This window comes from Kushneria avicenniae (assembly GCF_900112585.1).
Lineage (GTDB): Bacteria > Pseudomonadota > Gammaproteobacteria > Pseudomonadales > Halomonadaceae > Kushneria > Kushneria avicenniae.
The window spans coordinates 176,304-203,286 of the sequence record NZ_FOLY01000001.1 but is presented as its reverse complement, the minus strand read 5'-3'; the positions used below and the strand labels follow the sequence as shown (position 1 = coordinate 203,286).

General features: G+C 59.4%; 32 protein-coding genes and 1 tRNA gene. 15 read left to right on the top strand and 18 right to left on the bottom strand.

The window, feature by feature from the left end:
• Window positions 1-7: 7 nt before the first annotated feature.
• From BM079_RS00990 to gloB, 5 genes are read right to left on the bottom strand one after another with little or no spacing between them, the layout of a single operon-like run.
• Complete coding sequence (locus tag BM079_RS00990) at window positions 8-1,606, bottom strand: ABC transporter ATP-binding protein (RefSeq protein ID WP_090129943.1); 1,599 nt, start codon at window positions 1,604-1,606, stop codon at window positions 8-10.
• On the bottom strand, window positions 1,603-2,679 hold the full coding sequence (locus BM079_RS00985) for an ABC transporter permease (RefSeq protein WP_281243918.1): 1,077 nt from the start codon (window positions 2,677-2,679) through the stop codon (window positions 1,603-1,605). Before BM079_RS00985 ends, BM079_RS00990 begins: the two co-directional genes overlap by 4 nt.
• 3 nt (window positions 2,680-2,682) lie before the next feature.
• Window positions 2,683-3,753, bottom strand: coding sequence for a microcin C ABC transporter permease YejB (locus tag BM079_RS00980; RefSeq protein ID WP_090129939.1), 1,071 nt, complete (start codon window positions 3,751-3,753; stop codon window positions 2,683-2,685).
• Window positions 3,754-3,758: 5 nt separating this feature from the next.
• Entirely contained in the window at window positions 3,759-5,603 is a 1,845-nt protein-coding gene (locus BM079_RS00975; RefSeq protein WP_322787929.1) for an extracellular solute-binding protein, read from the bottom strand.
• 15 nt (window positions 5,604-5,618) lie between these two features.
• Window positions 5,619-6,386 carry a hydroxyacylglutathione hydrolase gene (gene gloB, locus BM079_RS00970; protein ID WP_090129935.1) on the bottom strand — a complete coding sequence of 256 codons (768 nt, stop codon included), beginning with the start codon at window positions 6,384-6,386 and terminating at the stop codon, window positions 5,619-5,621.
• Between the two features lie 129 nt (window positions 6,387-6,515).
• Here gloB and BM079_RS00965 point away from each other — a divergent pair, with 129 nt between their 5' ends.
• The 4 genes from BM079_RS00965 to nudC are packed head-to-tail and all read left to right on the top strand — an operon-like array spanning window position 6,516 to window position 9,474.
• Entirely contained in the window at window positions 6,516-7,463 is a 948-nt protein-coding gene (locus BM079_RS00965; protein ID WP_090129933.1) for a methyltransferase domain-containing protein, read from the top strand.
• Window positions 7,464-7,497: 34 nt separating this feature from the next.
• The gene (gene rnhA, locus BM079_RS00960) at window positions 7,498-7,965 is read left to right on the top strand and encodes a ribonuclease HI (RefSeq protein ID WP_090129931.1); all 468 of its coding nucleotides are present in this window, start codon (window positions 7,498-7,500) and stop codon (window positions 7,963-7,965) included.
• A complete protein-coding gene (gene dnaQ / locus BM079_RS00955; RefSeq protein WP_090129930.1) occupies window positions 7,962-8,696 on the top strand; it encodes a DNA polymerase III subunit epsilon in 735 nt (244 codons plus the stop codon). Before rnhA ends, dnaQ begins: the two co-directional genes overlap by 4 nt.
• Window position 8,697: 1 nt before the next feature.
• A complete protein-coding gene (gene nudC, locus BM079_RS00950) occupies window positions 8,698-9,474 on the top strand; it encodes an NAD(+) diphosphatase (RefSeq protein ID WP_245742777.1) in 777 nt (258 codons plus the stop codon).
• Between the two features lie 24 nt (window positions 9,475-9,498).
• On the opposite strand, the gene BM079_RS00945 is transcribed toward nudC, so the two are convergent.
• Window positions 9,499-9,825 (bottom strand): SCP2 sterol-binding domain-containing protein, encoded by a 327-nt coding sequence (locus BM079_RS00945; protein WP_090129926.1) that lies wholly within the window; start codon window positions 9,823-9,825, stop codon window positions 9,499-9,501.
• A gap of 133 nt (window positions 9,826-9,958) precedes the next feature.
• Here BM079_RS00945 and sohB point away from each other — a divergent pair, with 133 nt between their 5' ends.
• Window positions 9,959-11,008, top strand: a complete 1,050-nt coding sequence (gene sohB, locus BM079_RS00940; protein WP_090129924.1) for a protease SohB — start codon at window positions 9,959-9,961, stop codon at window positions 11,006-11,008.
• Window positions 11,009-11,085: 77 nt separating this feature from the next.
• Here sohB and BM079_RS00935 read toward each other — a convergent pair whose 3' ends face one another.
• Window positions 11,086-11,358, bottom strand: a complete 273-nt coding sequence (locus BM079_RS00935) for an ArsR/SmtB family transcription factor (RefSeq protein ID WP_227876013.1) — start codon at window positions 11,356-11,358, stop codon at window positions 11,086-11,088.
• Between the two features lie 252 nt (window positions 11,359-11,610).
• Between BM079_RS00935 and BM079_RS00930 the strand changes: the two genes are divergently transcribed.
• Window positions 11,611-12,303, top strand: coding sequence for a 7-cyano-7-deazaguanine/7-aminomethyl-7-deazaguanine transporter (locus BM079_RS00930; protein ID WP_090129922.1), 693 nt, complete (start codon window positions 11,611-11,613; stop codon window positions 12,301-12,303).
• A gap of 63 nt (window positions 12,304-12,366) precedes the next feature.
• Window positions 12,367-13,164 (top strand): alpha/beta fold hydrolase, encoded by a 798-nt coding sequence (locus BM079_RS00925; protein WP_090129920.1) that lies wholly within the window; start codon window positions 12,367-12,369, stop codon window positions 13,162-13,164.
• Window positions 13,165-13,171: 7 nt separating this feature from the next.
• Here the strand turns inward: BM079_RS00925 and BM079_RS00920 are convergent, their stop codons facing one another.
• From BM079_RS00920 to BM079_RS00900, 5 genes are all read right to left on the bottom strand, one after another.
• Complete coding sequence (locus BM079_RS00920) at window positions 13,172-14,611, bottom strand: 3'-5' exonuclease family protein (protein WP_090130743.1); 1,440 nt, start codon at window positions 14,609-14,611, stop codon at window positions 13,172-13,174.
• A gap of 161 nt (window positions 14,612-14,772) precedes the next feature.
• Window positions 14,773-15,225, bottom strand: coding sequence for a manganese-binding transcriptional regulator MntR (mntR, locus tag BM079_RS00915; RefSeq protein ID WP_090129918.1), 453 nt, complete (start codon window positions 15,223-15,225; stop codon window positions 14,773-14,775).
• A 211-nt stretch (window positions 15,226-15,436) separates the two neighbouring features.
• Complete coding sequence (locus BM079_RS00910; protein WP_090129916.1) at window positions 15,437-16,447, bottom strand: ABC transporter substrate-binding protein; 1,011 nt, start codon at window positions 16,445-16,447, stop codon at window positions 15,437-15,439.
• Window positions 16,444-17,235, bottom strand: coding sequence for an ABC transporter permease (locus tag BM079_RS00905; protein ID WP_090129914.1), 792 nt, complete (start codon window positions 17,233-17,235; stop codon window positions 16,444-16,446). Before BM079_RS00905 ends, BM079_RS00910 begins: the two co-directional genes overlap by 4 nt.
• Window positions 17,232-18,002 (bottom strand): ABC transporter ATP-binding protein, encoded by a 771-nt coding sequence (locus BM079_RS00900; RefSeq protein ID WP_090129912.1) that lies wholly within the window; start codon window positions 18,000-18,002, stop codon window positions 17,232-17,234. The genes BM079_RS00905 and BM079_RS00900 overlap by 4 nt, the downstream gene beginning before the upstream one ends.
• 324 nt (window positions 18,003-18,326) lie before the next feature.
• Between BM079_RS00900 and BM079_RS00895 the strand changes: the two genes are divergently transcribed.
• Window positions 18,327-19,175, top strand: coding sequence for an aminoglycoside phosphotransferase/kinase family protein (locus tag BM079_RS00895; RefSeq protein WP_139215230.1), 849 nt, complete (start codon window positions 18,327-18,329; stop codon window positions 19,173-19,175).
• A 112-nt stretch (window positions 19,176-19,287) separates the two neighbouring features.
• Entirely contained in the window at window positions 19,288-20,997 is a 1,710-nt protein-coding gene (locus BM079_RS00890; RefSeq protein WP_090129907.1) for a potassium/proton antiporter, read from the top strand.
• 61 nt (window positions 20,998-21,058) lie between these two features.
• Here the strand turns inward: BM079_RS00890 and BM079_RS00885 are convergent, their stop codons facing one another.
• From BM079_RS00885 to BM079_RS00875, 3 genes are all read right to left on the bottom strand, one after another.
• Complete coding sequence (locus BM079_RS00885; protein ID WP_090129905.1) at window positions 21,059-21,298, bottom strand: hypothetical protein; 240 nt, start codon at window positions 21,296-21,298, stop codon at window positions 21,059-21,061.
• 97 nt (window positions 21,299-21,395) lie between these two features.
• The gene (locus tag BM079_RS00880; protein WP_090129903.1) at window positions 21,396-21,641 is read right to left on the bottom strand and encodes a hypothetical protein; all 246 of its coding nucleotides are present in this window, start codon (window positions 21,639-21,641) and stop codon (window positions 21,396-21,398) included.
• Between the two features lie 183 nt (window positions 21,642-21,824).
• A tRNA-Ser gene (locus BM079_RS00875) sits at window positions 21,825-21,915 on the bottom strand.
• 146 nt (window positions 21,916-22,061) lie between these two features.
• Between BM079_RS00875 and BM079_RS00870 the strand changes: the two genes are divergently transcribed.
• The 6 genes from BM079_RS00870 to BM079_RS00845 all read left to right on the top strand — a co-directional run bounded on the left by BM079_RS00870 (window position 22,062) and on the right by BM079_RS00845 (window position 24,928).
• Window positions 22,062-22,727, top strand: coding sequence for a Bax inhibitor-1/YccA family protein (locus tag BM079_RS00870; protein ID WP_090129900.1), 666 nt, complete (start codon window positions 22,062-22,064; stop codon window positions 22,725-22,727).
• 102 nt (window positions 22,728-22,829) lie between these two features.
• The gene (tusD, locus tag BM079_RS00865) at window positions 22,830-23,237 is read left to right on the top strand and encodes a sulfurtransferase complex subunit TusD (RefSeq protein ID WP_281243917.1); all 408 of its coding nucleotides are present in this window, start codon (window positions 22,830-22,832) and stop codon (window positions 23,235-23,237) included.
• A 30-nt stretch (window positions 23,238-23,267) separates the two neighbouring features.
• Window positions 23,268-23,621: a DsrE family protein gene (locus tag BM079_RS00860; RefSeq protein WP_090129895.1), complete on the top strand. Its 354-nt coding sequence runs from the start codon at window positions 23,268-23,270 to the stop codon at window positions 23,619-23,621.
• Between the two features lie 31 nt (window positions 23,622-23,652).
• A complete protein-coding gene (tusB, locus tag BM079_RS00855; RefSeq protein ID WP_090129893.1) occupies window positions 23,653-23,940 on the top strand; it encodes a sulfurtransferase complex subunit TusB in 288 nt (95 codons plus the stop codon).
• Between the two features lie 50 nt (window positions 23,941-23,990).
• Entirely contained in the window at window positions 23,991-24,341 is a 351-nt protein-coding gene (locus tag BM079_RS00850) for a TusE/DsrC/DsvC family sulfur relay protein (protein ID WP_090129891.1), read from the top strand.
• A gap of 8 nt (window positions 24,342-24,349) precedes the next feature.
• Window positions 24,350-24,928, top strand: a complete 579-nt coding sequence (locus BM079_RS00845; RefSeq protein WP_090129889.1) for an acyl carrier protein phosphodiesterase — start codon at window positions 24,350-24,352, stop codon at window positions 24,926-24,928.
• On the opposite strand, the gene BM079_RS00840 is transcribed toward BM079_RS00845, so the two are convergent.
• The 3 genes from BM079_RS00840 to BM079_RS00830 are packed head-to-tail and all read right to left on the bottom strand — an operon-like array spanning window position 24,914 to window position 26,944.
• Window positions 24,914-26,113, bottom strand: a complete 1,200-nt coding sequence (locus BM079_RS00840) for a molybdopterin molybdotransferase MoeA (protein WP_090129887.1) — start codon at window positions 26,111-26,113, stop codon at window positions 24,914-24,916. The genes BM079_RS00845 and BM079_RS00840 overlap by 15 nt on opposite strands.
• Complete coding sequence (gene moaB / locus BM079_RS00835; protein WP_090129885.1) at window positions 26,103-26,627, bottom strand: molybdenum cofactor biosynthesis protein B; 525 nt, start codon at window positions 26,625-26,627, stop codon at window positions 26,103-26,105. Before moaB ends, BM079_RS00840 begins: the two co-directional genes overlap by 11 nt.
• Entirely contained in the window at window positions 26,624-26,944 is a 321-nt protein-coding gene (locus BM079_RS00830) for a DUF1244 domain-containing protein (RefSeq protein WP_090130741.1), read from the bottom strand. The genes moaB and BM079_RS00830 overlap by 4 nt, the downstream gene beginning before the upstream one ends.
• Between the last annotated feature and the right edge of the window lie 39 nt (window positions 26,945-26,983).

Genomic DNA, 26,983 nt, shown 5'->3' with positions numbered 1-26,983 from the left:
TTGTCGATCAGCTCGACCGATAAAACGCCGCTTCTATAAGCTGACGCGTATAGACGTGGCGGGGCTGCTCGATTACCTCCCGGGTCGATCCCTGCTCGATCAACTCACCTTCTTTCAAGACCATCAGGCGATGGGCCATGGCCCTGACCACAGCCAGATCATGGCTGATAAACAGATAACTGATCTGACGCTCCTGCTGGAGCGTCCGCAGCAGTTCGATCAACTGGCGCTGCACGGTACGATCCAGCGACGATGTCGGCTCATCGAGCACCAGAATGCGCGGTTGCAGAATCAGCGCGCGTGCCAGCGCGATGCGCGCGCGCTGACCGCCGGAAAATTCGTGCGGATAGCGCGCCAGCGCGTCCAGTGAAATTCCAACCGAAGACAGTGTCCGAGCCACCTGATCACGCAATGCATCACGATCCAGTTCGGGAAAGTGAAAACGCAAACCCTCGCTGACGATATCCTCGATAGTCATGCGCGGGGAAAGCGCGCCGAAGGGATCCTGAAAGACGATCTGCACATGCCGGCGCTCTGATCGCAGCGCGCGGCCACCCAATTGATCAAGCCGAGTATCTCCCAGTCTTATCTCGCCGGTTGAAGCCACCAGACGCAGCAGTGCCTGGGCCAGCGTGCTCTTGCCGGAGCCGGACTCACCCACAATCCCGAGCGTTTCTCCCTGCCGCAGGGTCAGTGACACGGGATGAAGCGCCACGAAAGGTGACGGGCGAGGTCTGAACAGCGCTTTCGGCCTTTGAAAGGCCACCGATAGATCGCGCGTCGACAGGACCTCGGGGGCCTGTGCCAGCACGGGGGCCGGCGTGCCTTCCGGTTCGGCATCAATCAGGGCGCGGGTATGGATACTGGTCGGGCGCACGAGAACCTCATCCGTGTTGCCGGTCTCCTGAACACGCCCTCGATGCAGCACACAGACACGATCTGCCCAGCGCCGTACCAGATTGAGATCGTGCGTAATCAAAAGCATCGCCATACCCAGCGAATCTGCCAGCTCCTTCAGCAGCAGTAGAATGTCGCGGGCCACGGTGACATCAAGTGCGGTCGTGGGCTCGTCAGCAATCAAAAGCTCTGGACGATTGGCAATCGCCATGGCGATGACCACACGCTGGCGCTGTCCGCCGGAAAGCTCATGCGGCCAGGCATCGATCAGCTGCTCGGGGCGGGGCAGTCGGACCTGCTGCATCAGCTCGAGAGCGCGCTTTCGCAGGGCCCGACCACGAAGCGGCTGGTGCAGGGTAATGGCCTCGCCAATCTGGCGCCCGATGCGATGTAATGGGTTCAGAGCGCTCATCGGCTCCTGAAACACCACGCCCACCCGGCCGCCATGGAGGTCCTCCCAATCACGTGGGGACAGCGTCTCAAGCGAGGTATCACCCAGTGTTCGACGACCTTCAACCCGGATGCCGGGGGGCACCAGATCCAGCGCTGCCATGGCGGTCATGGTCTTGCCGGACCCGGATTCTCCTACCAGTGCCAGCGTCTCACCGGCCGCGACGGTGAGACTGACGCCGTGGACCAGCGGTATATCGCCTGCCAATACCCGCAGTTTTTCCAGTGAAAATACAGGCCTGCCGGAAGCGTGGGTCATGCCGTACTCCCGCGCATGGCAAGCGCCGCGTGGCGTGGGTCAAAGGCATCCCGCAGCCCTTCACCGATAAAGACCAGCAGCGACAGCAGTATCGCCAGCGTCATGAAGGCGGTCATGCCCAGCCAGGGCGCCTGCAGATTGTTCTTGCCCTGCGCCACCAGCTCGCCCAGCGAGGGCGATCCCGGCGGCAGGCCAAAGCCCAGAAAGTCCAGCGCTGTCAGTGTGGTGATCGCGCCTGTAAAGATGAAGGGCAGAAAGGTCAGCGTGGAGACCATGGCATTGGGCAGAACGTGGCGCCACATGATCAATCGGGCCGGCAGCCCCATGGCACGGGCGGCGCGGACATAATCGAGATTGCGAGCCCGCAGAAACTCGGCACGCACGATATCGACCAGCCCCAGCCATGAAAAAGCGATCATGATCAGTGCCAGCCACCAGACGCTGGGCACTACCAGACTCGAGAGGATGATCAAAATGAACAGCATCGGCAGCCCGGCCCAAAGCTCGATCACGCGCTGTCCGACCAGATCCACTCGCCCGCCGAAATAGCCCTGTACAGCGCCTACGATAACGCCAATCAGGACCGACCCCAGCGTGACCAGACCGGCAAAAAGCACCGACAGTCGAAATCCGTAGATCACGCGGGCCAGTACATCGCGGCCCTGGTCGTCGGTGCCCAGCCAGTGGGTCAGGCTCGGCGGCGCCGGTGCGGGAGTATCAAGCATCATGTCGATGCTTTGCCAGGAAAAGGGAATGGGGGGCTGGATCAGCCAGCCTTGATCGCGGATCAGGGCCAGTACGGCCGGATCGCTATAGAGCGCAGTGGTCGGCAAAAAACCGCCAAAGGTGGTTTCGGGGTAGTCGACCAGCAGCGGCCAGTACCACTGGCCATCAAAGCGCACCACCAGAGGCGTATCGTTGGCAATCAACTCGGCGGGCAGGCTTACCACCAGCAGGGCCAGAAACACGACGCTTGCCACCATGGCTCGCCGGTTGGCGCGAAAGGTGGCCAACCGGCGACGCATGATGGGGGAAAGTCGTGACCCGGCAGCAGACGAGGCATGAATCGGCAAGGGCTAGCTCTCCCGTCGTTCAAAATCGATACGCGGATCGATGGCCACGTAGGTCAGATCGGAGATCAGTTTCAGCACCAGACCGATCAGCGTAAAGAGAAACAGAGTGCCAAAGATTACCGGATAGTCGCGCTGCAATACGGCCTCGTAACCGAGCATGCCGAGGCCGTCGAGGGAGAAGAGCACCTCGATCAGAAGCGCCCCGGTAAAGAAAATGCCCACCAGCGCAGAGGGCAGGCCCGCAATCACGATCAGCATCGCGTTGCGAAAGACATGGCCGTAGAGCTGGCGCCGCTCCGAGGCGCCCTTGGCGCGAGCGGTCATCACATACTGTCGGTGGATCTCTTCGAGAAAGCTGTTGCGGGTCAGAAAGGTCAGGGTGGCAAAACTGCCGATGGTCAGCGCCGTCACCGGCAGCGCGATATGCCAGAAGTAGTCGATGATCTTCCCGCCCCATGAGAGTTGATCAAAATCGGGCGAGGTCAGCCCGCGCAGCGGAAACCAGTTGAGATAGCTGCCGCTGGCAAACACCACGATCAGCAGCAGCGCGAACAGAAAGCCGGGAATGGCGTAGCCCACGATCACCAGTGCCGAGCTCCATAGATCAAATCGGCTGCCCTGGCGCACCGCCTTGAGAATCCCAAGCGGTACCGAGATGAGATAGACCAGCAGCGTGCTCCAGAGCCCCAGCGAGATGGACACCGGCAGTCGATCAATGATCAGGTCGGTGACCGAGCGGCCTCGAAAAAAACTCTCGCCAAAATCCAGCCGCGCATAGTTACCGACCATGGTCACAAAGCGCTGCCACAGTGGTTTGTCAAAGCCGAACTGCGTGTTGAGCTCTTCGATAAACACGGGATCGATGCCCCGGGTGCCCCGGGTGGCGTCACCGCTGGCCACGACGCCGTCGCTGCTGCCCCCCAGAGCGGCACCGCTGTTCATCCCCTCGATGCGCGACAGCATCTGCTCGACAGGCCCTCCGGGAGCGGCCTGTACGATGATGAAATTGAGCAGCAGCACCGCCAGCAGTGTCGGCACCATCAGCAGGAGCCGCATCACGATATAGCGCGCCATGAGCGTTACTCCTGACGATTATCAATGGCGCGGGCACCCTTCGGGTCGACCCACCAGCTGTCGAGATCCATACCGTACTCCGGGCTTTGATCGGGCATGGCAAATTTTTTCCAGTAGGCCAGTCGAGTGACCGGCGAATGATACTGGGGAATCACGTAAAAGCCCCAGCGCAGCACGCGATCCAGCGCCGATACGGCTGTGTCCAGCGCCTCGCGGGAATCTGCCCGGATGATATGATTGATGAGGTCATCGACGGCCGGACTGTCGATGCCCATGAGATTGCGGCTCTGCGGCTGGTCGGCGTACTCGCTACCCCAGTATTCGCGCTGCTCGTTGCCGGGGTTGGTGCTCTGGGCAATGACGGTGGTGGTCATGTCGAAATCAAACTGGCGCAGTCTTACCAAGTACTGGCTCGGGTCCACGGTACGCAGATTGACCTCGATTCCGAGGCGCGCCAGATTGCGCACCATCGGTAGCGCCATACGCTCAAGACTTGAATCGCTCAGCAGCAGCTCAAAGCGCAGCGGCCGGCCCGTCTCCCGATTCACCATCCGGTTATCACGCACCTCGTAACCGGCGTCCCGAAGAAGGCTCAGTGCCTCCTTCAATCTAGGACGCAGCGCCTCGGGCGCCTTGATGGGGAGAGACGCCTTGAAGACCTCCTCGGGGAGTCGATCACGCCAGGGCGCCAGCAGGGCGCGCTCGGCGGCACTCGGTAGCCCCCTGGCCTCCATGGAGGAGTGGTCAAAAAAACCCCGGGTACGGGCGTAAAGGCCATAAAAAAGATTGCGGTTGAGCCAGTCAAAATCGAACGCCAGCCCCAGCGCCTGCCGAACGCGCCGATCCTTGAAAATATCCCGACGCAGGTTCATCACGAACCCCTGCATGGGCGCCGGATTGTGATCCTCGACTTCAACGCGCTTGACCAGCCCCTGACGAGCCGCGGGGAAGTCATAGCCGGTTACCCAGTTACGTGCGATGTTTTCGACACGCAGGTCGACCCTTCCGGCCCGGAAGGCGGTGAAAGCCACGCTCGGGTCGCGGTAGTAGTCAAAGATCAAACGATCGATATTGTAACGCCCGCGATTGACCGGCAGGTTCTTGCCCCAGTAATCATCACGCTGATAGACGATCCGCTGTCCGGGCTGAACCGAGGCAATGCGATAGGGGCCGGAACCCATCAGCGGATCAAGCGTGGGGCGAGTAATGTCGCGGCTGCGAATATCCGAGGCCGACAGTACCGGCAGTTGCCCGACGATCAGCGGCAGCTCGCGCGAGTTGTGTTCGCTGAACTCGAAACGCACGGTAGAGGGCGACAGCATCTCTACGCCAGTAACGTCGGCATAGTAGGCCCGATACATGGGCGAACCCTTCGTCTTCAGGGTTTCAAAAGTGGTCACCACGTCCTCGGCCGTAACCGGGCTGCCGTCGTGGAATCGGGCTCTCGAATCGAGATCGATCTCCATCCAGCGCCGATCCGGGTCCAGCCGAATACCCGCTGCCAGCAACCCGTACAGGGTAAAGGGCTCGTCAGGGCTTTCCACCATCAGCGTGTCGAAAGGCAGTCCGCCAAAGGCGGTGAGTCCGCTGGCCGGATCACCGCGGACGATAAAGGGATTGAGCGAATCGAAACTGCCTTGAGCGGCACGCACCATGTCGCCGCCCTTTGGTGCCTGTGCGTTCACCCACGGGAAATGATCGAAGTCGTCGGGAAGCGCCGGTGCGTCATACAGTGAAATGCCGTGCACGGTTGGCACATCACTGACGGGCGCGGCCTGCACGCCGCAGGCGAAAAGCCCCATCACAAGGCCGGCCCGGAGCCGGCCGTGCCATCGAGTCATACGGCTCATGTCAGGCACTGATCCTCAAAATCGATCCTTCCATGCGCGGAGGGTAGTAAAGGTAGACTGCGCATCGTGCGCCTCTCCCTGCTCGGCGGCACCGCGCTGTACACTTTCCAGATGCGTACGCATGAACGGGTTGATGTCGCGCTCACGACCGATGGTGCTGGGCAGGGTAGGACGGTCGAGCTCGCGCGCCTTCTGGCACTCCTCAAACAGCGCATCACGCGTGCTGTTGTCCGGCTCGGCGGCCTTTGCGAACTTCAGATTGGCCAGCGTGTATTCATGTGCACCGAAGACCAGCGTGTCATCATCAAGCTCGGCAAAACGCGTCAGGGCCTTATACATCTGCTCGGGGCTGCCCTCGAAAAGGCGTCCACAACCGCCGCAGAACAGGGTATCGGCGCAAAAGAGCAGAGACGGCGTACCGCTGGAGAGAAAGGAGATATGATCCAGGGTGTGACCGGGGGTCGCCATGACCTCGAAATGACGGCCCATCAGCCGGAAGCGATCACCTTCTCCCACGGTCTCGTCGATACCGGCAATGGCCGGGTTATCAGGCCCTATGACACGTGGGGAATACCGGCTCTTGAGCTCGTTCAGCCCACCAGTGTGGTCCTGATGATGGTGAGTGATCAAAATGGCTTCAAGTCTGGCACCCGTGCGCTCCAGATAGTCGATGACCGGCTGGGCTTCACCCGGATCGACCACAACAACGCTGCCCGTATTATCCTGTTGCAGGACCCAGATGTAATTATCCTGGAACGCCGGCAGTGGTTTGACGGTCAACATGACAATCCTCGATAAAGTGGGTTGAAAAAAGGTGTAATGTGCCCGGGATAATGAACGTTTCGGGTCGCCGCCAGCCTCGACAACCGGGGTAGTCATTAAAAGCGATAACCATGCGATCAGGGGCCCTGCATGTCAAATCACCACGAAGATCAGGAAACGTTACGAGAACAGTTCCTGGCCGGGCAGCGGTACTGGCAGACATCCCACGGCAAACGACAGTGGCAGGCCGAGCAACATTGTCTGCGTCAGGCACTGGGTCGCTCTGGCATGCAGCATGCGCTTGAGCTTGGCACAGCACCGACGCTTCTGCCGCATGACAGCATTCGCCATCGCATCAGCTGGGCGCCACAGCGTGATCTGGCCGAACACCCCTCGACGTTGATCTGTCGCCCGGAGGCGCTACCGCTGGCTGATGAGGCCCTGGAGCTGGTACTGGTGCATCATCTGCTGGAAGTCTCGCCCCAGCCGGGACCGGTACTGCGCGAGGCGGCTCGCGTGACCAGCGACAGTGGTCGCCTGATCCTGATCGGCTGGCATCCGCTGGGTATTGCGGGCCCGGCACGGCTCAAGCGCTGCCATGAGCGTTTCTATCAACGCAGCCGCTGGCTGACGCCGCGCCGGCTGCGCGACTGGCTGGGCTTTATCGACTTCGATATCGAGCGGATCGACTACTGCGGCTTCGTTCCCTTCGAGAACACACCGGACTGGCTGCTCATGGAGCACTGGGGCCGCCGTCACAATCTGCCGCTGGGTCGGGCATGGATCATCAGTGCAAAGCGTCAGATGTGTAAAATGATTCCGCTGAAAAAACGCTTTGATCCTACCGCCGTGCTCGGCGCCAGAGCCTCGACACTGGCGCGCGTAACTCACGGTCCCGAAACATCGACCGGCATACTCGCCGGCACTGACCCCGCGACCCGGCTGGCAGGACGCGGTTACCCGGTCGATGGCGCTTTCGAGGGTAGCACTTCAGACAGTAGTGTTTTGGACAGCAGTACCTTGAACAACAGTACTTTTGAAAACAGCGCGTCGGACAGCACAGGCCATCCGACAGTCCCCCCGGCTGTCGTGGCATAATGGACACCTGATCCCGAAGACCACGAGGCGCGCAGTGAGTGATGAACAACGTCCCCATGTCGTTATCCATACGGACGGCGGTTGCCGTGGCAATCCGGGGCCGGGCGGATGGGGCGCTGTTCTGCGCAGCGGCTCTCATGAAAAGTGTCTGAAAGGCAGCGAAGCGCATACCACCAATAACCGCATGGAGCTGATGGCGGCCATTTCCGCGCTGCGGGCGTTGACCCGTCCGTGTCGCATCGAGCTCTGGACCGACTCCCAGTATGTCCGCCAGGGCATTACACAGTGGGTCCATAACTGGGTCAAAAAGGGCTGGAAGACGGCCTCGAAGGCACCGGTCAAAAATGCCGAGCTCTGGAAGATGCTGCTGGAAGAGTCCCATCGCCACGACATTGAATGGCACTGGCTCAAGGGCCATGCGGGCCATGAAGGCAATGAACTGGCCGACCGACTGGCCAATGACGCCATGGATGAACTCAGGACAAGCGAGAAAACGTCATGAGACAGATCGTTCTCGATACCGAAACCACCGGTATTGAAATCAGGGACGGGCATCGCCTGATCGAAATCGGCGGGGTCGAGGTCATCAATCGTCGACTGACCGGCCGTCACTATCACCAGTACATCAATCCCGAGCGCAACATTGATGCCGAAGCCGTCGAGATTCACGGCATCACCAACGATCGCGTGGCCAACGAGCCGGTCTTTGCCGACATTGCCCATGAGTTCTGGGCGTTCGTGCAGGGGGCCGAGCTGGTCATTCACAACGCGCCCTTTGACGTCGGATTCATCGATCACGAATTTTCGCTGGTCAATCGAGCGCGCGGTAACGATGCCCTGGGGCCGCTGGCCTCGAAGTGCAGCATTCTCGATACCCTGAAAATGGCGCGCGACCGCCATCCCGGCCAGCGAAACAGCCTGGATGCGCTGTGCAAGCGCTACGATATCGACAACGGCCACCGCGAGCTTCACGGCGCCCTGCTGGACTCCGAGATTCTGGCCGACGTCTACTTGGCAATGACCGGCGGACAGACGGCACTGACGCTGGGCGCCGAACAGGAGAGCGCCGGCAGCGGCAGTGGCAACACCGGCTTTGCCATTCGTCGGCTGAGCAGCGAGCGCTCGCCGCTGCGCGTGATTAATGCCAGCGATGAGGAAGTACAGGCTCATCAGCAGAAACTGGCCAGAATGCGCGAAAAGGGTGCCTGCCTCTGGGACACGCTGGGAGATTGAGGTGCTGACACGCGACATTCGCACGCTGGCCAACTGTCACGAAGGTTATCTGATTCGCATCGGCGAGCACGGCATTGCCGACAACGGCCAGGGCGGTATCCTGCAACCCCGCGCTCGCTGGCCTGACGGCGCCATTGCCATCGGCTACTGGGACAACGCACCGGTGGCCGTGCTATCGGAGCAGGGCGATGAGCAGTGGCCACCGGCACGACACTGGCTGGGCACGCTGCCCGAAAAGTCCTTCGGGCTGCTTTCCACAGCCCTGCAGATCGTGCGCTGGGCGCAGGATCATCGATTCTGTGGGCGATGTGGCAAGCGCATGCGTCGCCGTCCCGGTGAGTTCATGATGGCGTGTCCATCCTGCAGCTTTCGAAGCTATCCCAGGATTTCACCCTGCATCATTACGCTGGTGACCTGGCGCGACCAGCTCCTGCTGGCGCGCAGTCCGCGCTTTCCTGCCGGGCGCTTCAGTACGCTGGCCGGCTTCATCGAACCTGGTGAATCCGCCGAGGAGGCCGTCAGGCGTGAGGTGTTCGAGGAGGTCGGGGTACAGGTAGGGCGTGTCAGCTATTTCAAGAGTCAGTCGTGGCCGATGCCGCACTCTTTCATGATGGGCTTTTACGCCGAGGCAGCCAGTCGTGACATCCAGATCGACGGGATCGAGATCGAGGCAGCCGACTGGTTCACAACAGATCAACTGCCGGGGCTGCCGCCATCCTATTCCATCTCGAGCGCTCTGATCGAAAATTTTCTTCGAGGCAGTGCTGCCAGAGAGTAGCAGGGCATGGCGGCGCCGAAAGACTCAGGCGCCGCCACTGCGGCGGAAAAGGCGAGTCAGGCGTGAAGCAAGCATGATATCGCCGCGGGCGCGGACCTTGCCTGACATGACGGCCTGCATACCGCTGAGCTCCTTGTTGATCAGCCGCTCGAAGGTGCGGGTGTCTGTCATCAGGGTCACGGAGGGAGCATCATGATTGCCTTCCTGGATGTCCAGCGTGCCATCGTTGATCGCCACGAAATAGCGTGGTCCCTCATCCAGCTCGAGCTGCAGGGTCTCATGGACGCCCGCTGCCGCTTCAGCGTCAAAGCGGTCGTGAAGTTTTGCAATAAGTGGCGCGGTGTCGACCATCGTCATATCCGGTTGATGATTAAAGAGTCCATGATAGCCAGGTCATGGTACGTATGCGTGTGGCTCAGCAGATCAGAGCGTCCTGTGCGATGATGGCGCGCATTCTATCCGTTATACCCGGGAGGTTGAAAACGTGGGCGAATGGTTATCCAGCTACGCGCTGTTTCTGGCACAGAGTATTACGGTCGTTGTGGCCATTGCCGTGGTGCTGATGCTTGTGGTTAGAGCACGCGGTCAGCGTCAGGAGCGCAGTGCCCGACTTCATGTGCGCAATCGCGGAGAATATTTTCGGCGTCATCGCGAAACACTTGAGGATGCCACCTGCAAAGACGGCGAGCGCGAGCGTCACATCAAGGCCCGCCTGAAAGCACGCAAGGCAGAACAAAAGCGTGCGAAGAAGCAGAAACAGTCCGATGACGCACATCACACGCTCTGGGTACTCGATTTTGACGGTGACCTGCGCGCCTCTCGCGTTCCCGCCTTCACGGAGGAGATCACCAGCATACTGATGGCCGCCAGGACCGACGATCAGGTGCTGGTGCGTCTGCAATCGGGCGGTGGGCTGGTCCATGCCTACGGTCTGGCCAGTGCCCAGCTTGATCGCCTGCGCGAGGCGGGTCTCAAGCTGACGGTCAGCGTCGACAAGGTAGCCGCCAGCGGCGGCTACATGATGGCCTGCTGCGCGGATCATTTGATCGCGGCTCCCTTTGCCGTCATCGGCTCGATCGGGGTGGTGGCTCAGGTGCCCAACGTGCATCGACTGCTCAAAAAAAATGATGTCGATGTCGAGATCCTGACCGCCGGGCGTCACAAGAGAACGCTCACGATGCTGGGGGAAAATACCGAAGAAGGGCGTCAAAAGTTTCTGGACGATCTTGAAAAGACACATGACCTTTTCAAGTCATGGATCGCCCAGCGGCGGCCGGCGCTTGATATCGAGCAGGTCAGTGAAGGCGACATCTGGTACGGTCAGCAGGCCATCGATCTGAAGCTGATCGATGAAGTCAATACCAGCGAAGCCTGGCTGCAGGCACGCAGTGAGCAGTGGCGAATTCTGGAAGTAGGTCTCAAACCGCAGCGCTCGATGCTCGAGCGTCTTGGCAAGGGCGCCGAAAACAGTCTTGAGCGTGGCGTCGATCGGGCAATTGAGCGGGTGGTGCGACTGCGCTGGGAAAAACAGTAACCAACAAGGCCTGCCAGACGACAAGCGGCCCGCTCCTGTCAGGGGAGCGGGCCGCTTATTGAAACCACGCGTTAGGGTCAGGACCGATCAAGTCCTGCCAGCGTATCGATGACTGCCTCGGCGTGTTTGCCACGCAGGGAGTAATAGATCGTCTGGGAAGCACGGCGTGTATTAACAAGCTCCTCGCGACGCAGCACAGCAAGATGCTGTGACAGCGCTGACTGGCTCAGGTCAAGTTTGCTGTTCAGTTCCGATACGGACATTTCACCTTCTCTGAGAAGACAGAGAATGCGCAGCCGATTTTCGTTGGCCATGGCCTTGAGCAGCGGTGCAGAATCGAGAATGACCATTTCGCACCCCGCTGTCGCGATCGGTGCAGTGGCACATACACTCATTTTTAACTCCTTGTGAATAAAAACGCTCTGCATGTCGACGCGCTGTTACCGGTAAAATATCCGGTAAATCCTTGGCGTTCGAACATTGCAGCACCGTGTCCCACGGCATTGATGAACTCTCTCATCAAAGGGCCTCTGGATTAGCGCTCACGGTTAGATGATTTTATACCTTTCTGGTTCACGGAAATCGATTAAAAAAACCTTATAATGCTCATATTTGACTATGCCAGAATGCGCTTTGCGCTTTTTTTACTCTGTTCCTTCCATATTCTGGTGATTGCCGCCAGTAATTATCTGGTTCAACTTCCCATCACGCTACTGGGCTTTCATACCACTTGGGGGGCCTTCAGCTTTCCCTTTCTGTTTCTTGCCACCGATCTGACGGTGCGTCTGATGGGTCGCCACGCAGCAAGGCGTCTTATCGCCCGCGTCATGCTGCCTGCTCTGGTGATTTCCTATCTCGTCTCCGTGGTATTCCAGCAGGGGCAGTGGCGCGGGCTGGAATCGCTTGGCTCGTTCAATCTGTTTGTCGGTCGTATCGCGCTGGCAAGTTTCATGGCCTATGCACTGGGGCAGGCGCTGGATATCGCAGTGTTTGATCGTCTCCGCCGGCAGCGCCCCTGGTGGCTGGCACCGGTCGGCTCGACCATTTTCGGCAATCTACTGGATACCTTTATCTTTTTCTTCGTGGCGTTCTGGCACAGTCCCGACCCCTTCATGGCGCAGCACTGGATTGAGATAGCGCTGGTCGACTATGGTGTGAAACTCACCATCAGCCTGCTGCTGTTTCTGCCACTCTACGCCATGCTGCTGGTCTGGCTGAAGCGTTGCCTGCTGCGACTCTCGGGTGTTGAAGCATCACGAGAAGAAGCCTCACAGGAGCAGGGCGAACGAATATAGGATGCGTGTTCCAGGGAATATGGAGCACCATGGTGCGGACACGTACAGGGTTACGGAGACTTCATGAGCATTGAGCTTCATCATGCGGATTCAGGCCTGACAGATCAGTCACAGGCTCCGCCACTCATCGTGTTGCATGGCCTTTTTGGCAGTGCCGACAACTGGCGCTCTCACATCAAGCACTGGCGTCAGATGCGCCGCGTTGTGGCCATCGACCTGCGCAATCACGGCCGTTCACCCCATGCTCCCGGTATGGTCTATGACGACATGGCAGAGGAGGTTCTGGCAGTCATGACGCGCCTTGAGATTCAGCAGTGTGATCTGCTGGGACACTCCATGGGCGGCAAGGTAGCCATGACGCTGGCACGTCGCCACCCGGAACGTGTAAATCGTCTCATCGTGGGCGATATTGCGCCGGTTACCTACGACCATGGCCACGACGATATCTTTCGTGCTCACCGGCTGGTAGAGGATGCATTGCCCGAATCCCGCAGCGAGGCCGACGAGGCCATGGCCGAAGCCATCGATAACAAGGTCACTCGACAATTTCTGGCCACCAACCTGCTACGCGATGATCAGGGCATTCTGGGCTGGCGTGTCGGGCTCGATTTCATCGAGGAAGGGTACGGCGACATCGTGGCGCCGCCCGGTGGAGACGCGCCCTACGACGGACCCACCCTGGTACTGCGGGGTGAACATTCCAATTACATCAGCGATGACATGCTCTCTACTATTGCCGATGTCATGCCGCACTCTCGGGTTGAGACCATTCAGGGCGCCGGCCACTGGCTTCACGCCGAGCAGCCCGAAGCCTTCCTGAAAGCCATTGATACGTTTCTGAACGCTGACCGGAAGACGTAAGACGCTGTCACGTTGTCCCGACTGGACGCTGATCTTCCAGCGGGATAACGCTGACGCAGTCATGCTCATTGGCAAGAAAGCGCGTCAGGATCCGGTAGGTATCGACATCGAAGGCGATATCATTCGCCGTCGGTGCCTGATCCAGATTCTCGACGCTACCGAGATAGCACCACTGATCCACGAGGTGATAGACCACGTCCTGCTCACTGGCCGCTTCTCGGAAGGCTACCCGTCCCTCCCAGGGCCAGTGTCGAATGCGCAGACTCTCAAGTGCGTCCCGGGCGCGAGCTGTATGCGATTCCAGACTTTCCTCACCGCAACAGGCGCCCGCGCAGCGTCCGATCTGATAGGCAAAGCAGCGCCCCCTGCCTCGCTCAAGCCCCATGACCCTTGGGCATAGACGCTGCTGCTCAACAATGCCGGTCAGGGCGTGAGTAGCCTCGCGCCGGGATCGGAACATGCCATAGCGCGCCCCGGTGGCTTCCTCCTGCAGCATTTTCTGCCCCGCCAATTGTGGTGCCTGAGCGTCTGTAGGCCAGTACCAGGTGTGCAGACCGGCGCTGCGCCTCAGGCGCCGGTTGTAGATGGGCGAGAGCTTTTTGACCAGACGCGCCTCGAGCAACTGCGCCCCCAGATCTCCCGCCGTTTCGTGCCACTCCAGATGACGGGTCTGCTGGCATATCTTCATTTCACGATCGTTTCGATGATCGTTGTTGAAATGACTCAGCACCCGTGAGCGCAGATTGACACTCTTGCCGACATACAGCGGTAGCTGATTATGACCATAAAAGAGATAGACCCCGGGCCTTGCGGGCAGCTCATCCAGCAAGCCCGGATCAAGCTGGGCAGGGAGGCTGCGCCGTCGCTCCTGATCAAGCACCAGGGTCTCGATCTGCTCGACGTAGTGATGTCTGGCCCAGTACTGCCAGACTGAAAACAGCGTCATGGCGTCCCCCAGCGCCCGATGGCGCGGCGCGTGAGGCTCGAGCTGATAACGCGTCAGCAGGGCATCCAGCCCGTGGTGATGCGAGCTCTTGTCCAGCGCTCGGGACAGCTTGAGCGTGCAGACCACACGACGACGAAACTCCCGCCCCAGCCGGCGAAACTCGTTGCGCAGGAAGCTGTAATCAAAGCGGGCGTTGTGCGCCACCAGCCAGCCATCGCCCAGCCACCGTTCAAAATCATCAGCAACCTCTTCAAAACCGGGGGCACCGGTCACCAGAGCATTATCGATGCCGGTCAGCGTGGCAATACGGGCTGGAATATCGATGCCGGGATCCAGCAGCGTGACAAAACGATCCACAATCTGCCCGTCGATAACACGCAGTGCAGCAATCTCGGTAATTCGATCACGCGTGGCACGTGTGCCGGTGGTTTCAAGATCGATGAAGATCAGCGGCGTATCCGCCAGCGGCGGATGCGAGCGCTCTCCCGGATGAGACGACATGAAGGACATCCCCGACGCCTGCGGCGTTTTGGTGACTCAAGAAAAAACAAAAGTGTGCCCGCTCACAGCCGCTCACGGCTGAAGTCAGGGGCAGGCCTCATTGAGGATAGACATTAAAGCGAGGATGGACATTAAAGCGTCAGGGCGTGAAAGGGCAGGCGTCAGCGGCTGGTCATTCGAGAGATGGAGTCGGGAACCAGATGAGGGTTATCGGCCAGAAAACGGTGCATGGCGGCCACGGTTTCATCACTGCAGTGATGCTCGATACCTTCGGAATCTGCCCGTGCAATGCTTTCGGGCACCCCAAGGGCGAGTAGTGCCTGAAGTACCACTCGATGGCGTGCGGCCACCTTATGGGCCAGTTCCTCACCCAGTTCGGTCAGAAAGATACCGCGATAGGGACGGGCATTGACCAGGCCATCACGCTTGAGACGCGTCACCACCTTGGAAACAGCGGCCGGGCTGACACCGAAACGATCGGCGAGGTCACTGGCCCGCGCTTCCCCCAGATGACGATGCAGATGCGCTATTTCCTCGACATAGTCCTCCACCAGTTCACGCTGGTGATCCTGGCGCACGCGCTCAAAGTGTTCGTGGTGGGACGTTGATGGCATGACTCTCTCTTGATCGATCGCCGAAACGGGAATAAAAGTAACACAGAAAAGTTGACTGTTATAATAAGGATTGTAAACGCCGCCATCTGCGGCGGCGTCTGTCAGGGCGGACACATGATGGCATTCATGAAACGTTATGTCCCTGATTTTTATGGTTATCCCGGTTTCGATCAACCCTTCTGTGCCGTTAACGCCCCATGACGGCATCCTGTCAGTTACCGGTGGCGTTGACGTCCTCCGCCAGACGCTCGACGGGCACCCGCTTTTTGATGACCCCACGATCCAGCAGGAAATTCTCGAAATCCCGATAGCGTGCGGTATCCAGCGCCGCGGGGCGCAGCGCAAAGCGCACAATGCTGGCCTCCCATGCCTTGTGGTTGACTTCATTGTCCAGTGAGGCGTCGTAGCTCTTGAAAAGTGTCCAGCCCTCTTCGGGATGATTCACGATCCACATGGTTGCCTTTTCGACGGCCCTCATGAACCGCGATATCAGAGCCCGCTGGTTATCGAGCGTGTCGGTGTTGGCGAGAAAGATCAGTTCGTCATAGATGGGGACGCCTTCCTCCTCGATATAAAAGGCACGGCCCTCAACACCTTCCTGTGCCATCTGCGCCGGCTCGAAATTGCGAAAAGCTCCCGTGACCGCATCGACCTGCCGGCTCAGCAGGGCAGGCGTCAGGGCAAAGTTGACGTTGACCGGCTCGACATCGTCCATATCGAGTCCAGAGTGGTTAAGCATTGCCGCCAGCAGTACTTCTTCGACGCCGCCAACCGAGTAGCCCACTCGTTTGCCCTTGAGATCGCTGACCTGATGGATATCGCTGTCGGCCCGCACCATGAGCGCGTTCAGTGGCGTACCGATCAGCGTACCCACTCGCTTGACCGGCAAGCCTTCATCAACCTGCAGATGGAGCTGCGGCTGATAGCTTAACGCCAGATCTTCTCGACCGGCAGCGACCAGCTTGGGCGGAGCGGTCGGGTCGGCCGGCGTATCGATGGTGACCTTTAACCCGAGATCACGAAAAAAGCCCTTTTGCTGCGCGATGATGATCGGTCCATGAGTGGGATTGACGTACCAGTCCAGCATCAGGTTGAGGGAGGCCTCGGGGGGCGACGACAGGGGCGTCTGTGTGTCGTCGGTGTCCGTATCGGCTCTTGCAATACCAGCCAGCAAAGCGGCCATGAGCGCCGTGAAACACAGTCGATCCAGCAGTTTTTTCATATTTTCTCTCCATTGATCAACGTCTGCCTGCCGGTACGGTCCGGCTGCCAGGGCATGGCCAAACGACACAGGCGATCGACAGTGAAATAAAGGGTGATGGTGATGACCAGCAGTACGATCAGCGCAGCAAACATCAGGTCGGTCTGCATACGGCCGTTGGCCTGCAGCATGAGATAGCCGAGACCGGCGCTGGAGCCGACCCATTCACCGATGATGGCGCCGATGGGCGCCGCCGTTGCAGCCATGCGAAGGCCTGAAGCCAACGAGGGCAGGGCCGCCGGCAAACGTATATAGAAAAGGCGTCGATTGGCGCTGGCGCCCATGGTCGCGGCCAGATCGAGCCAGCCGGGCTGGGTCTGACGCAGGCCGTCATAGCAGGTCGAGGCGATCGGAAAGTAGATGATCAGCGTGGCCATGACGACTTTCGATCCCGGGCCATAGCCGAACCACAGCACCAGCAGCGGGGCAATGGCAAACACCGGAATGGCCTGGGTCAACAACAGCAGCGGCAAAACGGTAGAGCGCAGAAAGGCCCATCGCGACAGTATCAGCGCTGTTCCGATGCCCAAGAGCGTGCCGCAAAGAAAGCCGGCCACGATTTCTCCCAGGGTCACCAGGGCGTGATGCCACAAAAGCGCCGACTGAGCGACAAGCGTCTGCACAACACTTGAGGGCGCCGGCAGCATGTAGCGCGGTGCCCCCATAAGCACCACCAGTTGCCAGAGCCCCACCAGCAGTGCGGTCGCGAGCACCAGCCGCATCGCAGGCAGGAGCAGGGATCGTATCATGCGGTCTGCTCCGTCAGCGCCTTTAACAGGTCATCATGATGTCGACTCATCGAATCGGTGGCCGGGTGACGCGGTGGCGTGCCTTCCGGTGGGGCAAAATGCTCGATTCGGGCCGGACTGCCGCGCATGACCAGCAGTTGATCGCCCAGCCGCAGGGCTTCAATCGGGTCATGCGTGACCATCACAACCATACGATCGGCCAGCAGTTCACAGGCCCGCTCATGAATATCCAGACGCGTCAGGGCATCCAGCGCGGCAAAGGGCTCATCCATCAGCACCAGTGGAGCCTGTTCATAGAGTGTCCGGGCCAGTGCCACCCGGGCCCGTTCCCCGCCGGAAAGGGTCTGGGGGTAGCGGCGCGCCGCCCAGTCCAGACCGGTTCTTTCAAGCAGCGCCATGGCACGCTCGGGGTCACTGCGCTCACCGCGCATGGTCGATCCGAGCTGTACGTTATCGATCACGCGCCGCCAGGGCAGCAGCAGATCCTGCTGCCCCATCCAGGCAATGCGCTGCCGCCAGGGCCGCTGTGAGGCATCCTCCAGAGTCAGCTGCGCATCGTTTGAGACCTCAAGCCCCGCCATCAGACGCAGCAGCGAGCTTTTGCCACAGCCGCTGCGACCCAGCAGGCAGCTCCAGCTGGCTGATGGCAATGACAGGGAGATATCGTCAAAAAGCACCCGTTCGCCGAAGGCCAGGCGCGCGTTCTGGACATGGAGAGCACCGGGCGCATGAGCGTCGGTAGAGACCTTGTGTCGGGAGTGCTGCATAAGAGCCCTTTTTAAAGGGCGAAGGGCACGGCTGGCGTGATTCGAAATCCCTCCGCCGGTATGAACCGGATCAGGTAATGGGCGCGCTGCAGGCACCTTGCGGGTTGTGGTCAGCCACTCTCAGCATCGACATGCGTCGACACACCCCGTTCGAACACCGCAGAGTCTAGCGCTCAGAGCCTTCCATCACCAGCGAACATGTCACTGGCGCAGGCGATATCGACGGATTCATTCACATGAAGCGCTTTTTAACGAATCATTGCCTGCATACCTGGAAAAAAACTGACGACACCACGGCTTCCCGGCCACAAGGACCGCTACTGCATGTCACCATCGTGCGAAATGACCGAACGACTCTCCTTCTTTCTGGGGCGACCGCTCATTGCCCAGCCGCTGGACTGGGAAGACGCTTCCAACTGGCGCTGGAAAAGCGATGCCCTGTCTCCGGAAATGATTCGCATGGCGCGAACCACCATCAATGATCCCTTCTGGCACGGGCTATGGGCGCTTTTCGGTTTTGATCGCTGGGCGCATGCCGAGCGCCTGACGCGTCTGGCGGGCAATCTGCCGGCGCACCTGCCCATGCTGCCATTACCGATGACCTGGCTGGGCACCCTGCAAGGCGCACCGATATGGAGTCTCCCATGGTGCGCCGGCCAAACCGCCACCATGAATACTGATTTCAGCGCTCGTCTGGGAGAACAGATCGGCCGACTGCACGCCGCTCCGGTGTCGGGCTGGGGGCATCCGCTGGCGAGCGTATGGCCATTGTCGGACTGGCCCCAGCGGGCAAGACACTATCTCCGACAGTACGCGCCACCGGAAGTGCTTCAGGACCTGCCGGATCAGGTGCCCGTGCCGAGCAGTGCGGTATGGTGCCTGCCGGATCTTCGTGAGGATCAGTTCATACAGGGGGCCATCGACTGGTGCTGGAGCGACTGGGAGGCGCTGGTATGGGCACCACGGGAGTTTGACTGGGCGTTGATCGAACTATTGATCACCCGGTCCGATCAGCAACGCGCTTTTCTGGATCGCTACTGGCCATTCTGCGAGATTATGGACATCAGTGCGCATCGACGGGTCTGCCGGGCCATTCTGTGGTGCTTCAACTGTTTTGGTCCTGTCCCCTGGACACGAATACGCGATGCGCAACGCTGGCTCGGTGATCAATAAGGATGTGTCGCGACATGAAATGTTCGATCATGGTCATCGGGAAGCGTGGATGATAAAGGCCTGCGTTCATGGCACACTATGGCTTATTACCAGAGGTTATTAAAGAAACGCCGTGATCGACTTTAACAGCATATTCCTGCTTGGCGGATTACTGGTGGCCATGAGCATTCTGGCCAGCCGCGTCTCTGCGCGTATCGGCCTGCCACTGCTTCCGCTGTTCCTTGGCATCGGCATGCTGGCCGGTGTCGACGGCCTCGGCCTGATCAATTTCGACGACTACAATCTGGCCTACCTGATCGGTCAACTGGCCCTGGCCATGATCCTGCTGGACGGCGGCCTTCGAACGCGCATGAAAACCTTCAGGGTGGGTCTGCGACCGGCGCTGTCGCTGGCCACCCTGGGCGTGTTTCTGACCAGTGGCCTGACCGGGCTGTTTGCGATGTGGGTGTTTGATCTCGATATTGTTGAGGGGCTACTGGTCGGTGCCATTGTCGGCTCCACGGATGCCGCGGCCGTTTTTTCGATGCTCAGCGGTCAGGGCATCCGCCTCAATGAGCGCGTTGGGGCAACGCTTGAGATCGAATCGGGCACCAACGATCCGATGGCCATCTTCCTGACGCTGATCCTGTCGCAGATGCTTGCCGGCTCCATCGACAGCGTTTCCGGCACGCTTTTAATGTTTGTCGAACAGTTCGGCATCGGTGCGCTGGCCGGCATTGCCAGCGGCTGGCTGCTGGGCCGTCTGCTGCGCTGGCTGGATCTGGCGCCAGGGCTTTATTCATTGCTGGCAGCCGCCATGGGTTTCAGCGTTTTCGCCCTGACCAACATGCTGGGCGGCAGTGGTTTTCTGGCCATTTACCTGGCCGGCGTCATGATCGGCAACATTCGTGGCAAGCATCTCGAATTTATTCTGCCTGTCCATGATGGTCTGGCCTGGCTGAGTCAGATCGGACTTTTTCTGACGCTGGGGCTTCTGGTGACGCCCAGCGAAATGGTGGATTACGCATGGTTCAGCGTCATGGTCGCCGTGGTGCTGATCTTTATAGCGCGTCCTCTGTCAGTACTGCTGAGCCTCAAGCCGTTTTTCGGCTTTCGCTGGCGAGAGCTCGGCTTTATTTCATGGGTCGGCCTGCGTGGCGGCGTGCCCATCGTGCTGGCCATCTTTCCGGTCATTGCCGGGGTCGAAAACGCCTCGCTTTATTTCAACGTGGCCTTTTTCGTGGTGCTGATTTCGTTGATATTGCAGGGCACTACCATTGGTCACATGGCGCGCTGGCTGAAGGTCGAGGTGCCCGCGGAAACAGCGCCGGCGCGACGTCGACTGCTGGGTGTTCTCCCTGAAGATGACTATGAAATGTTCGTCTACAAGGTCGACAGCAAGCGAGTTGAAAACACGCAGCTGAGAATGCTGCGCTTTCCGTCCGGTGCAGTCGTGGCGGCCATCTTTCGCGAACACGTCATGATTCATCCTACCGGCAGTACGCGGCTGCAGGCCGGGGACGTTGCCTGTGTCATCGCCCGCACGCATGATCTTAATGCCATCAACCATCTGTTCAACGGCGATGCCGAACTCAAGCGTGAGCGAGATTTCTTTGGGGCCTTTGCGCTGTCAGGGGAAGCGCTGATGGGGGATGTCGCTGATGCTTATGGCCTGACCCTGTCGCGATGGGAGCGTGAAGAAATGCTTGGTGCCTTTATCGCGCGCCGAGTAGGGGGGTATCCGGTCGTTGGTGACGATATCGACTGGCATGGTATTCACTGGATCGTGCAGGACGTTGAAGGCAATACGGTGACGCGGGTAGGGCTTCGACTGCACGGCTAGCAGGGCATACCTATCAAAACGCCCGCTGATCAGCGGGCGTTTGAAACAACAGGGCGGCGTCTCAGTTCATCATGCGCCACTTGTTGTTTTTCTGTGAAGTCGGCGGCAGAGGCTCGTCGTCATGATCGAGCTGGATGCGGGTAGATTCATCCAGCAGATCCCCCTGCGGGGTGCACTCCTGAAATTCACCCGCATGTCCCGGGCGATCACCGACGTCGTAAACGGCGGGCGGGTTGCTGCCCTGATGCTCGTTTTCGCGATCCATGTTGCCCTTGGTAAAACCACGTCCGCTGTTGGCCATCTCGATGCCTCCATGTATCTGATTATCCTGAGATGAGCCTAGGCAAGGCGACGTAACTCCGCAACCAGCACCTTTCCTGTCGCCTTTCATCGATCTGTCAGGACTGGCTCAGCTGGCGAAATGCCATGATAGCGCTGTCGCCCAGCCCCTGCTGACGATAAGCGGCCTCAAGATCGAGAAAAACTTCCAGCATATCTGCCTCGAGGCACAGCGTCGCCACGCCATGACCATTTTCACGCAGTTCCAGACAGGCGGCGTGTGATTCGCAGGGCACCTGAATGACCTCGAGTACGGTATCGTCATGAGCGGCGTCAGAAGCCTGCCGAGAACGTGCAGATGCCAAAGCCTGTTGCCTCGTATATTCATTTATCAGGAAGGACAACAGTAAGTGTAGGTGTCTTTAATGTAAATTTTCAGCAAATGAAAGTTGTTTGCGATACGTCATCGTACGTATGCCATGCGCCTGATAAGCATACAAACAAAAAAGCCTGTCGATCACTGATGATCGACAGGCTTTCTCAAATAGTGGCGGAGGGACAGGGATTCGAACCCTGGAAGGGCTACAAACCCTTGGCGGTTTTCAAGACCGCTGCAATCGACCACTCTGCCATCCCTCCGACTTACGGCGATGCATCTTAACAGCCTGTCAGCAAAGGTCAAGGAGCTTAATTCAATCAAAAGGGACATGGCTTGCAGAGAGTGTGTTTGAGGCTCATTCTTGGTTAAAATTCCACCACAATCAGACACAAGGCAGGGAGTAACCATGGTCGATAGAGCCTATGGCGTCTCGCAGACCGGGACGAAAAGCGTTGAGTCGCACAAGGTGTTGCGTAATACCTATATGCTGCTTGCCATGACATTGATGTTTTCGGCCGTCACCGCCGGGATCGCCATGTCGATGGGCATTCAGCGCATGAACATTTTTATCTTTTTCATTGGCGCCTACGGACTGATGTTTCTGGTCCACAAGACCGCCAACTCGGCAGCGGGTCTGCTGTCTACCTTCGCATTTACAGGGTTCATGGGCTTTACCCTCGGGCCGATCCTGAGCGCCTACCTGACCCTGTCCAACGGACCGCAGCTGATCATGACCGCCCTGGGCATGACAGCAGCAACCTTTGTGGGCCTTTCTGCCGTGGCGTTGATTACCCGCAAGGACTTCAGCTTTTTGGGCAACTTCATCATGGCCGGTGCCATCGTGCTGATTCTGGCCATGGTCGTGGCGATGATCTTCAACATCTCGGGTCTGGCACTGGCGGTATCGGCAGGCTTTGTGCTGTTTGCCTCGGCGGTCATCCTGTTTGAAACCAGCCAGATTATCCATGGCGGACAGACGAACTACATTCTGGCCACCATCAGCCTTTATGTGGCGATCTATAATCTGTTTATCAGTCTGCTGTCACTTCTGGGGCTGTCCTCCAGCGACTGATCAACGTCCTGCCGTGATCTGTTAGTATGGGACCCTGCTTTCGAGCAGGGTTTTCTTGTTTCAAGGACTGGTATTCCAAAGGCGGATTTCAGGAGAGACGGTTTGGCCTCACAAGGATTGACCTACGCCCTGATGGTACAGGGGGCGCCCTACAGTCAGCAGGCATCTCACAGCGCCCTGCGCTTTGCCGAAGCCCTGCCGGCACAGGGGCATCGTGTGGCCACGGTCTTTTTCTATCATGATGGCGTCTACAACGCTGCCAGCATGATGACCCCACCAACGGATGAACCTCATCTTCTCGAGCGCTGGCGTGCGCTGCATCAGACGCAGCAGTGCGAGCTGCTGGTCTGCGTCGCGTCCGCTGTTCGCCGCGGTCTGCTTGATCATGGTGAAACGAAACGCCATGGTCATCCGCATCCCACACTTGAAGCACCTTTTGAACTAACGGGACTCGGCCAGCTCATGCAGGCCGCCCACCATCACGATCGATTGATCACCTTTGCCCCTTGAGGCAGGTTTCGCAGGCAGGGCAGTGACACCATGAGCTCCAAAAGCATACTGGTCATCGTACGCCATCCACCCCACGGCTCGAGCTGGGTACGGGAAGGGCTTGAAACAGCGCTGGTGGGTGCCGCACTGGGACAGCCCCCGACGCTGCTGTTCAGCGGCGACGGTGTGCTTGCACTGCTCGCCGGCCAGCAGCGAGGCGCGCTGGGACAAAAGGGCAGTGCCGCCATGCTGGAAGGGTTGTCGCTCTATGATATCGAGCCACTCTGGTACGACCGCTATTCACTTGAGGCACGAGGCCTGACGCTGGATCAGTTGATGTCCGGGTGTCAGCCGGCAGATATTGCCGGCATGATCGCCCGGCACGACGTCGTCATGAGTTTTTAAACCGTTATTCCCTGCATCGACGAGTGTTACCATGAGCACACTGCATCTGATCAATCGCTCCCCCTTTGCGGCCAGCGCCCTTCAGGAGCTCGTCTCGGCCGTCTCTGAAGGTGATCATGTCCTGCTGATCGAAGATGGCGTCTATGCCGCGCTGGGCACGGCGGCCAGCAAGTGGCCGGAGGGCGTTGAGATCCGGGCGCTCAGGGAGGACTGTGTGTCGAGAGGCATTGCGCCAGCCTCGACCCTGCTTGAAACGATCGATGTAGCGGGCTTTGTCGCACTGACCGCCAGCACCGATCGCACGGTCAGCTGGTTTTGATCTGCAGCAGCCACCTTTGATAATTGCCGGTTTTCATGATGCCCGACCCCATGCCCCAGAACACGGATGCCCTGACACTTGCCGATGGCACTGAAATCACGCTCGATAGCGACGGTCATCTGCAACGTCCCGAATGCTGGTCGCCCGAGGTGACCCGAAAGATGGCCGAACGCGAAGGGCGCGAGCTGACACCCGCTCACTGGGAGATCATCGAGCTGCTGCGCGATTTTTACACACGCTTTGAAATGGCGCCTGCCATGCGCGCGCTGGTCAAGACCACCCGCCAGCAGCTGGGCGAAGAGAAGGGCAGTTCGATTCATCTGATGTCGCTTTTTCCTGAAAGTCCGGCACGCGTGGGTGCACGTCTGGCCGGCTTGCCACGTCCCACCAACTGCCTGTAGGACCACGCTTGAACTTTCTTGCTCATGCCCGGCTGGCCCGCCATGGCAGCGATCTCTTCATGCTGGGGAACCTGGTCGCCGACGGTATCAAGGGCCCGGTATCAGATACCGCAGATGCCGAGTTCGCTCATGGCGTCCGGTTTCATCGTCGAATGGATGCCCTGATCGATCAGCACGAGATCACCCTGACGCTCAGACGACAGGCGCCTGATACCCAGCGCCGGGTCTGCGGCATCGCGCTGGATATCGTCTGGGATCATTTTCTGGCCAGACATTGTCATGACGGCGCCTTGAATCAGCGGGTTTATCAGGTGCTGGCCGACAGGGCAGACATGATCCCCGAACGCCAGACAAGGCTTTTCAAATCCCTGCGTCGCGAGCACTGGCTGGAAGCCTATGCCGACTTCGATTTCACCTGCCGAGCCATCGCCGGCGTGGGCACGCGTCTGTCGGGGCCCAATCGGCTGGCCGAGCTGACGCCCTGGCTTGAGCGGGAGTATTCACTGCTGGAAGAGAGTTTTCACGAGCTCTGGCCGTGGATGCAACGTGCGGCATGCGAGCATGCCGCCACACTAGCTTGCCAGTAGCAGACACCTGATGCGCTCCCCCGGGGAAACCTGCGAATGGGCGCCGACCACGGCCAGCGCATTGGCACTCACGCACGAGCGCAGAATAGAGGAATCCTGATCCTCGAAGGCATGCGCCCGATAGCCGTCACTGTCCCACGTCAGAGTGACCCGCATGTAGTGGTCGCGCCCGGCCGTTCGGGTCGTAAAGTCCGCTCGGGCGATGACCTCCGGCAGGGCCTTCATATCGTCACACCCCTGCAGGCCACCCAGCAGCGGGCGTAAAAAAAGCCACGCTCCGACAAAGCTCGATACCGGATTGCCCGCCAGACCGACAAAGCGACACTGATTGATATGCCCCAGCGCCAGCGGCTTGCCGGGTCGAATCGACAGGCGCCAGAGATCCAGCTCCCCCAGCGACTCCAGCGCGCGCCGGACATAGTCGGCATCACCGACCGAGACACCACCGGTCGTGACGATGACATCTACATGGTGTGATGCGCGCTCAAGCGCCTGTGTCATGGCTTCAAGCGTATCCGGCACCTGTTCGACCAGCGCAATCTCGGCGCCAAAGCGCGGCAGAAGATCCATCAGCATGAACCGATTGCCGTTATAGATCTGTCCGGGCGCCAGCGGCTCCCCCGGCAGCTTTAGTTCGTCGCCAGTAAACAGCAGTGCCACCCGGGGCTTTCGATACACCGGTATCCGATCAAACCCCTGGCCGGCCAGAAATCCGAGCGCCGCACTGTTGAGTCGGAGACCGTGGGACATGAGCGTCTCGCCGGTTCTGATCTCACGTCCTTTCAGACGAACGCTGTTGCCCGGCTCCAGCCCGGCCGGAATGAAAACACCGCCGTCACGAACGTCGACCTCCTCCTGCATGATGACGCTGTCCGCGCCTTCGGGCAGGGGGGCGCCGGTAAAAAGGCGCGCACAGGTGCCTTCTTCCAGCGGCGCGGCGCGCTGACCGGCCATGATGCGCTGACTGACGGGCAGTACCCTGCCGCTATCCGAGGCCCGCAGGGCATAGCCGTCCATCGAACTGTTATCAAAGGGCGGGGTATCGTGTTGCGCATGAAGCGTTTGCGCCAGAACCCGATCGCCGGCCGCCTCCAGAGCGACCCACTCCGGAGGCAGAGGTGCAAGCCCGCTTGAAAGGGACTCAAGCGCCTCCTGCGGCGTATGCAGCCGGCCGCTATCCGCCATGCTGCCTCCGCCCGGGAATCACCAGGTTGGCAAAGTTGCACGGTTTGTGCCGGCTATCAAGCTGCTCGGCCAGAATACCGTCCCAGCCGGTGCGACAGGCGCCGGTGGAGCCAGGCAGACAGAACACCGCCGTGTGATTGGAAAAGCCTGCCAGCGCGCGACTCTGTATGGTCGAGCTGCCAACATCCTCCTGCGAAAGCCGACGAAACATCTCGCCAAAGCCTTCGATATGACTGTCGAACAATACGCCAACGGCCTCGGGAGTGGAGTCGCGCCCGGTAAAACCGGTGCCCCCGGTGGTGATCACGATCTGGACCTGCGGATCGGCGATCAGGCGCGCCACTTCCGCCCGGATCTGGTAGAGCTCATCGCGAATGATCTGACGATACACGCAGCGGTGCCCGGCATGTTCAAGCGATTCGATCAGCAGGGCACCAGAGCGGTCACTGCTTTCATCACGCGTGTCGGAAATGGTTAGAACGGCAATGTCGAACGGGATGAAATCATCATTCACGAGGCAGTGTTCTCCTTTGCCTTTTGACGTGCTTCAAGCGCCTTGAGCTGTTCTTCGGTCGCCGGTGGCTGATGATTGGCCTTCCACTCGCTGTAGGGCATGCCGTAGACATGCTCCCGGGCGCTTTCCAGATCGAGTTCGACATTACGCTCTTCGGCGGCTGTTACCAGCCACTTGGAAAGGCAGTTGCGACAGAAGTCGGCCAGAATCATCAGGTCAATGTTTTGCACATCGCGGTTGTCATCGAGATGCTTGAGCAGACGACGAAAGGCGGCTGCCTCGAGCTCGGTCTGAGTCTGCTTGTCCAGTTGTTCCATGTTCAGCTCCTGTAAACGCGTCCTGAGGCCAAAAAACAG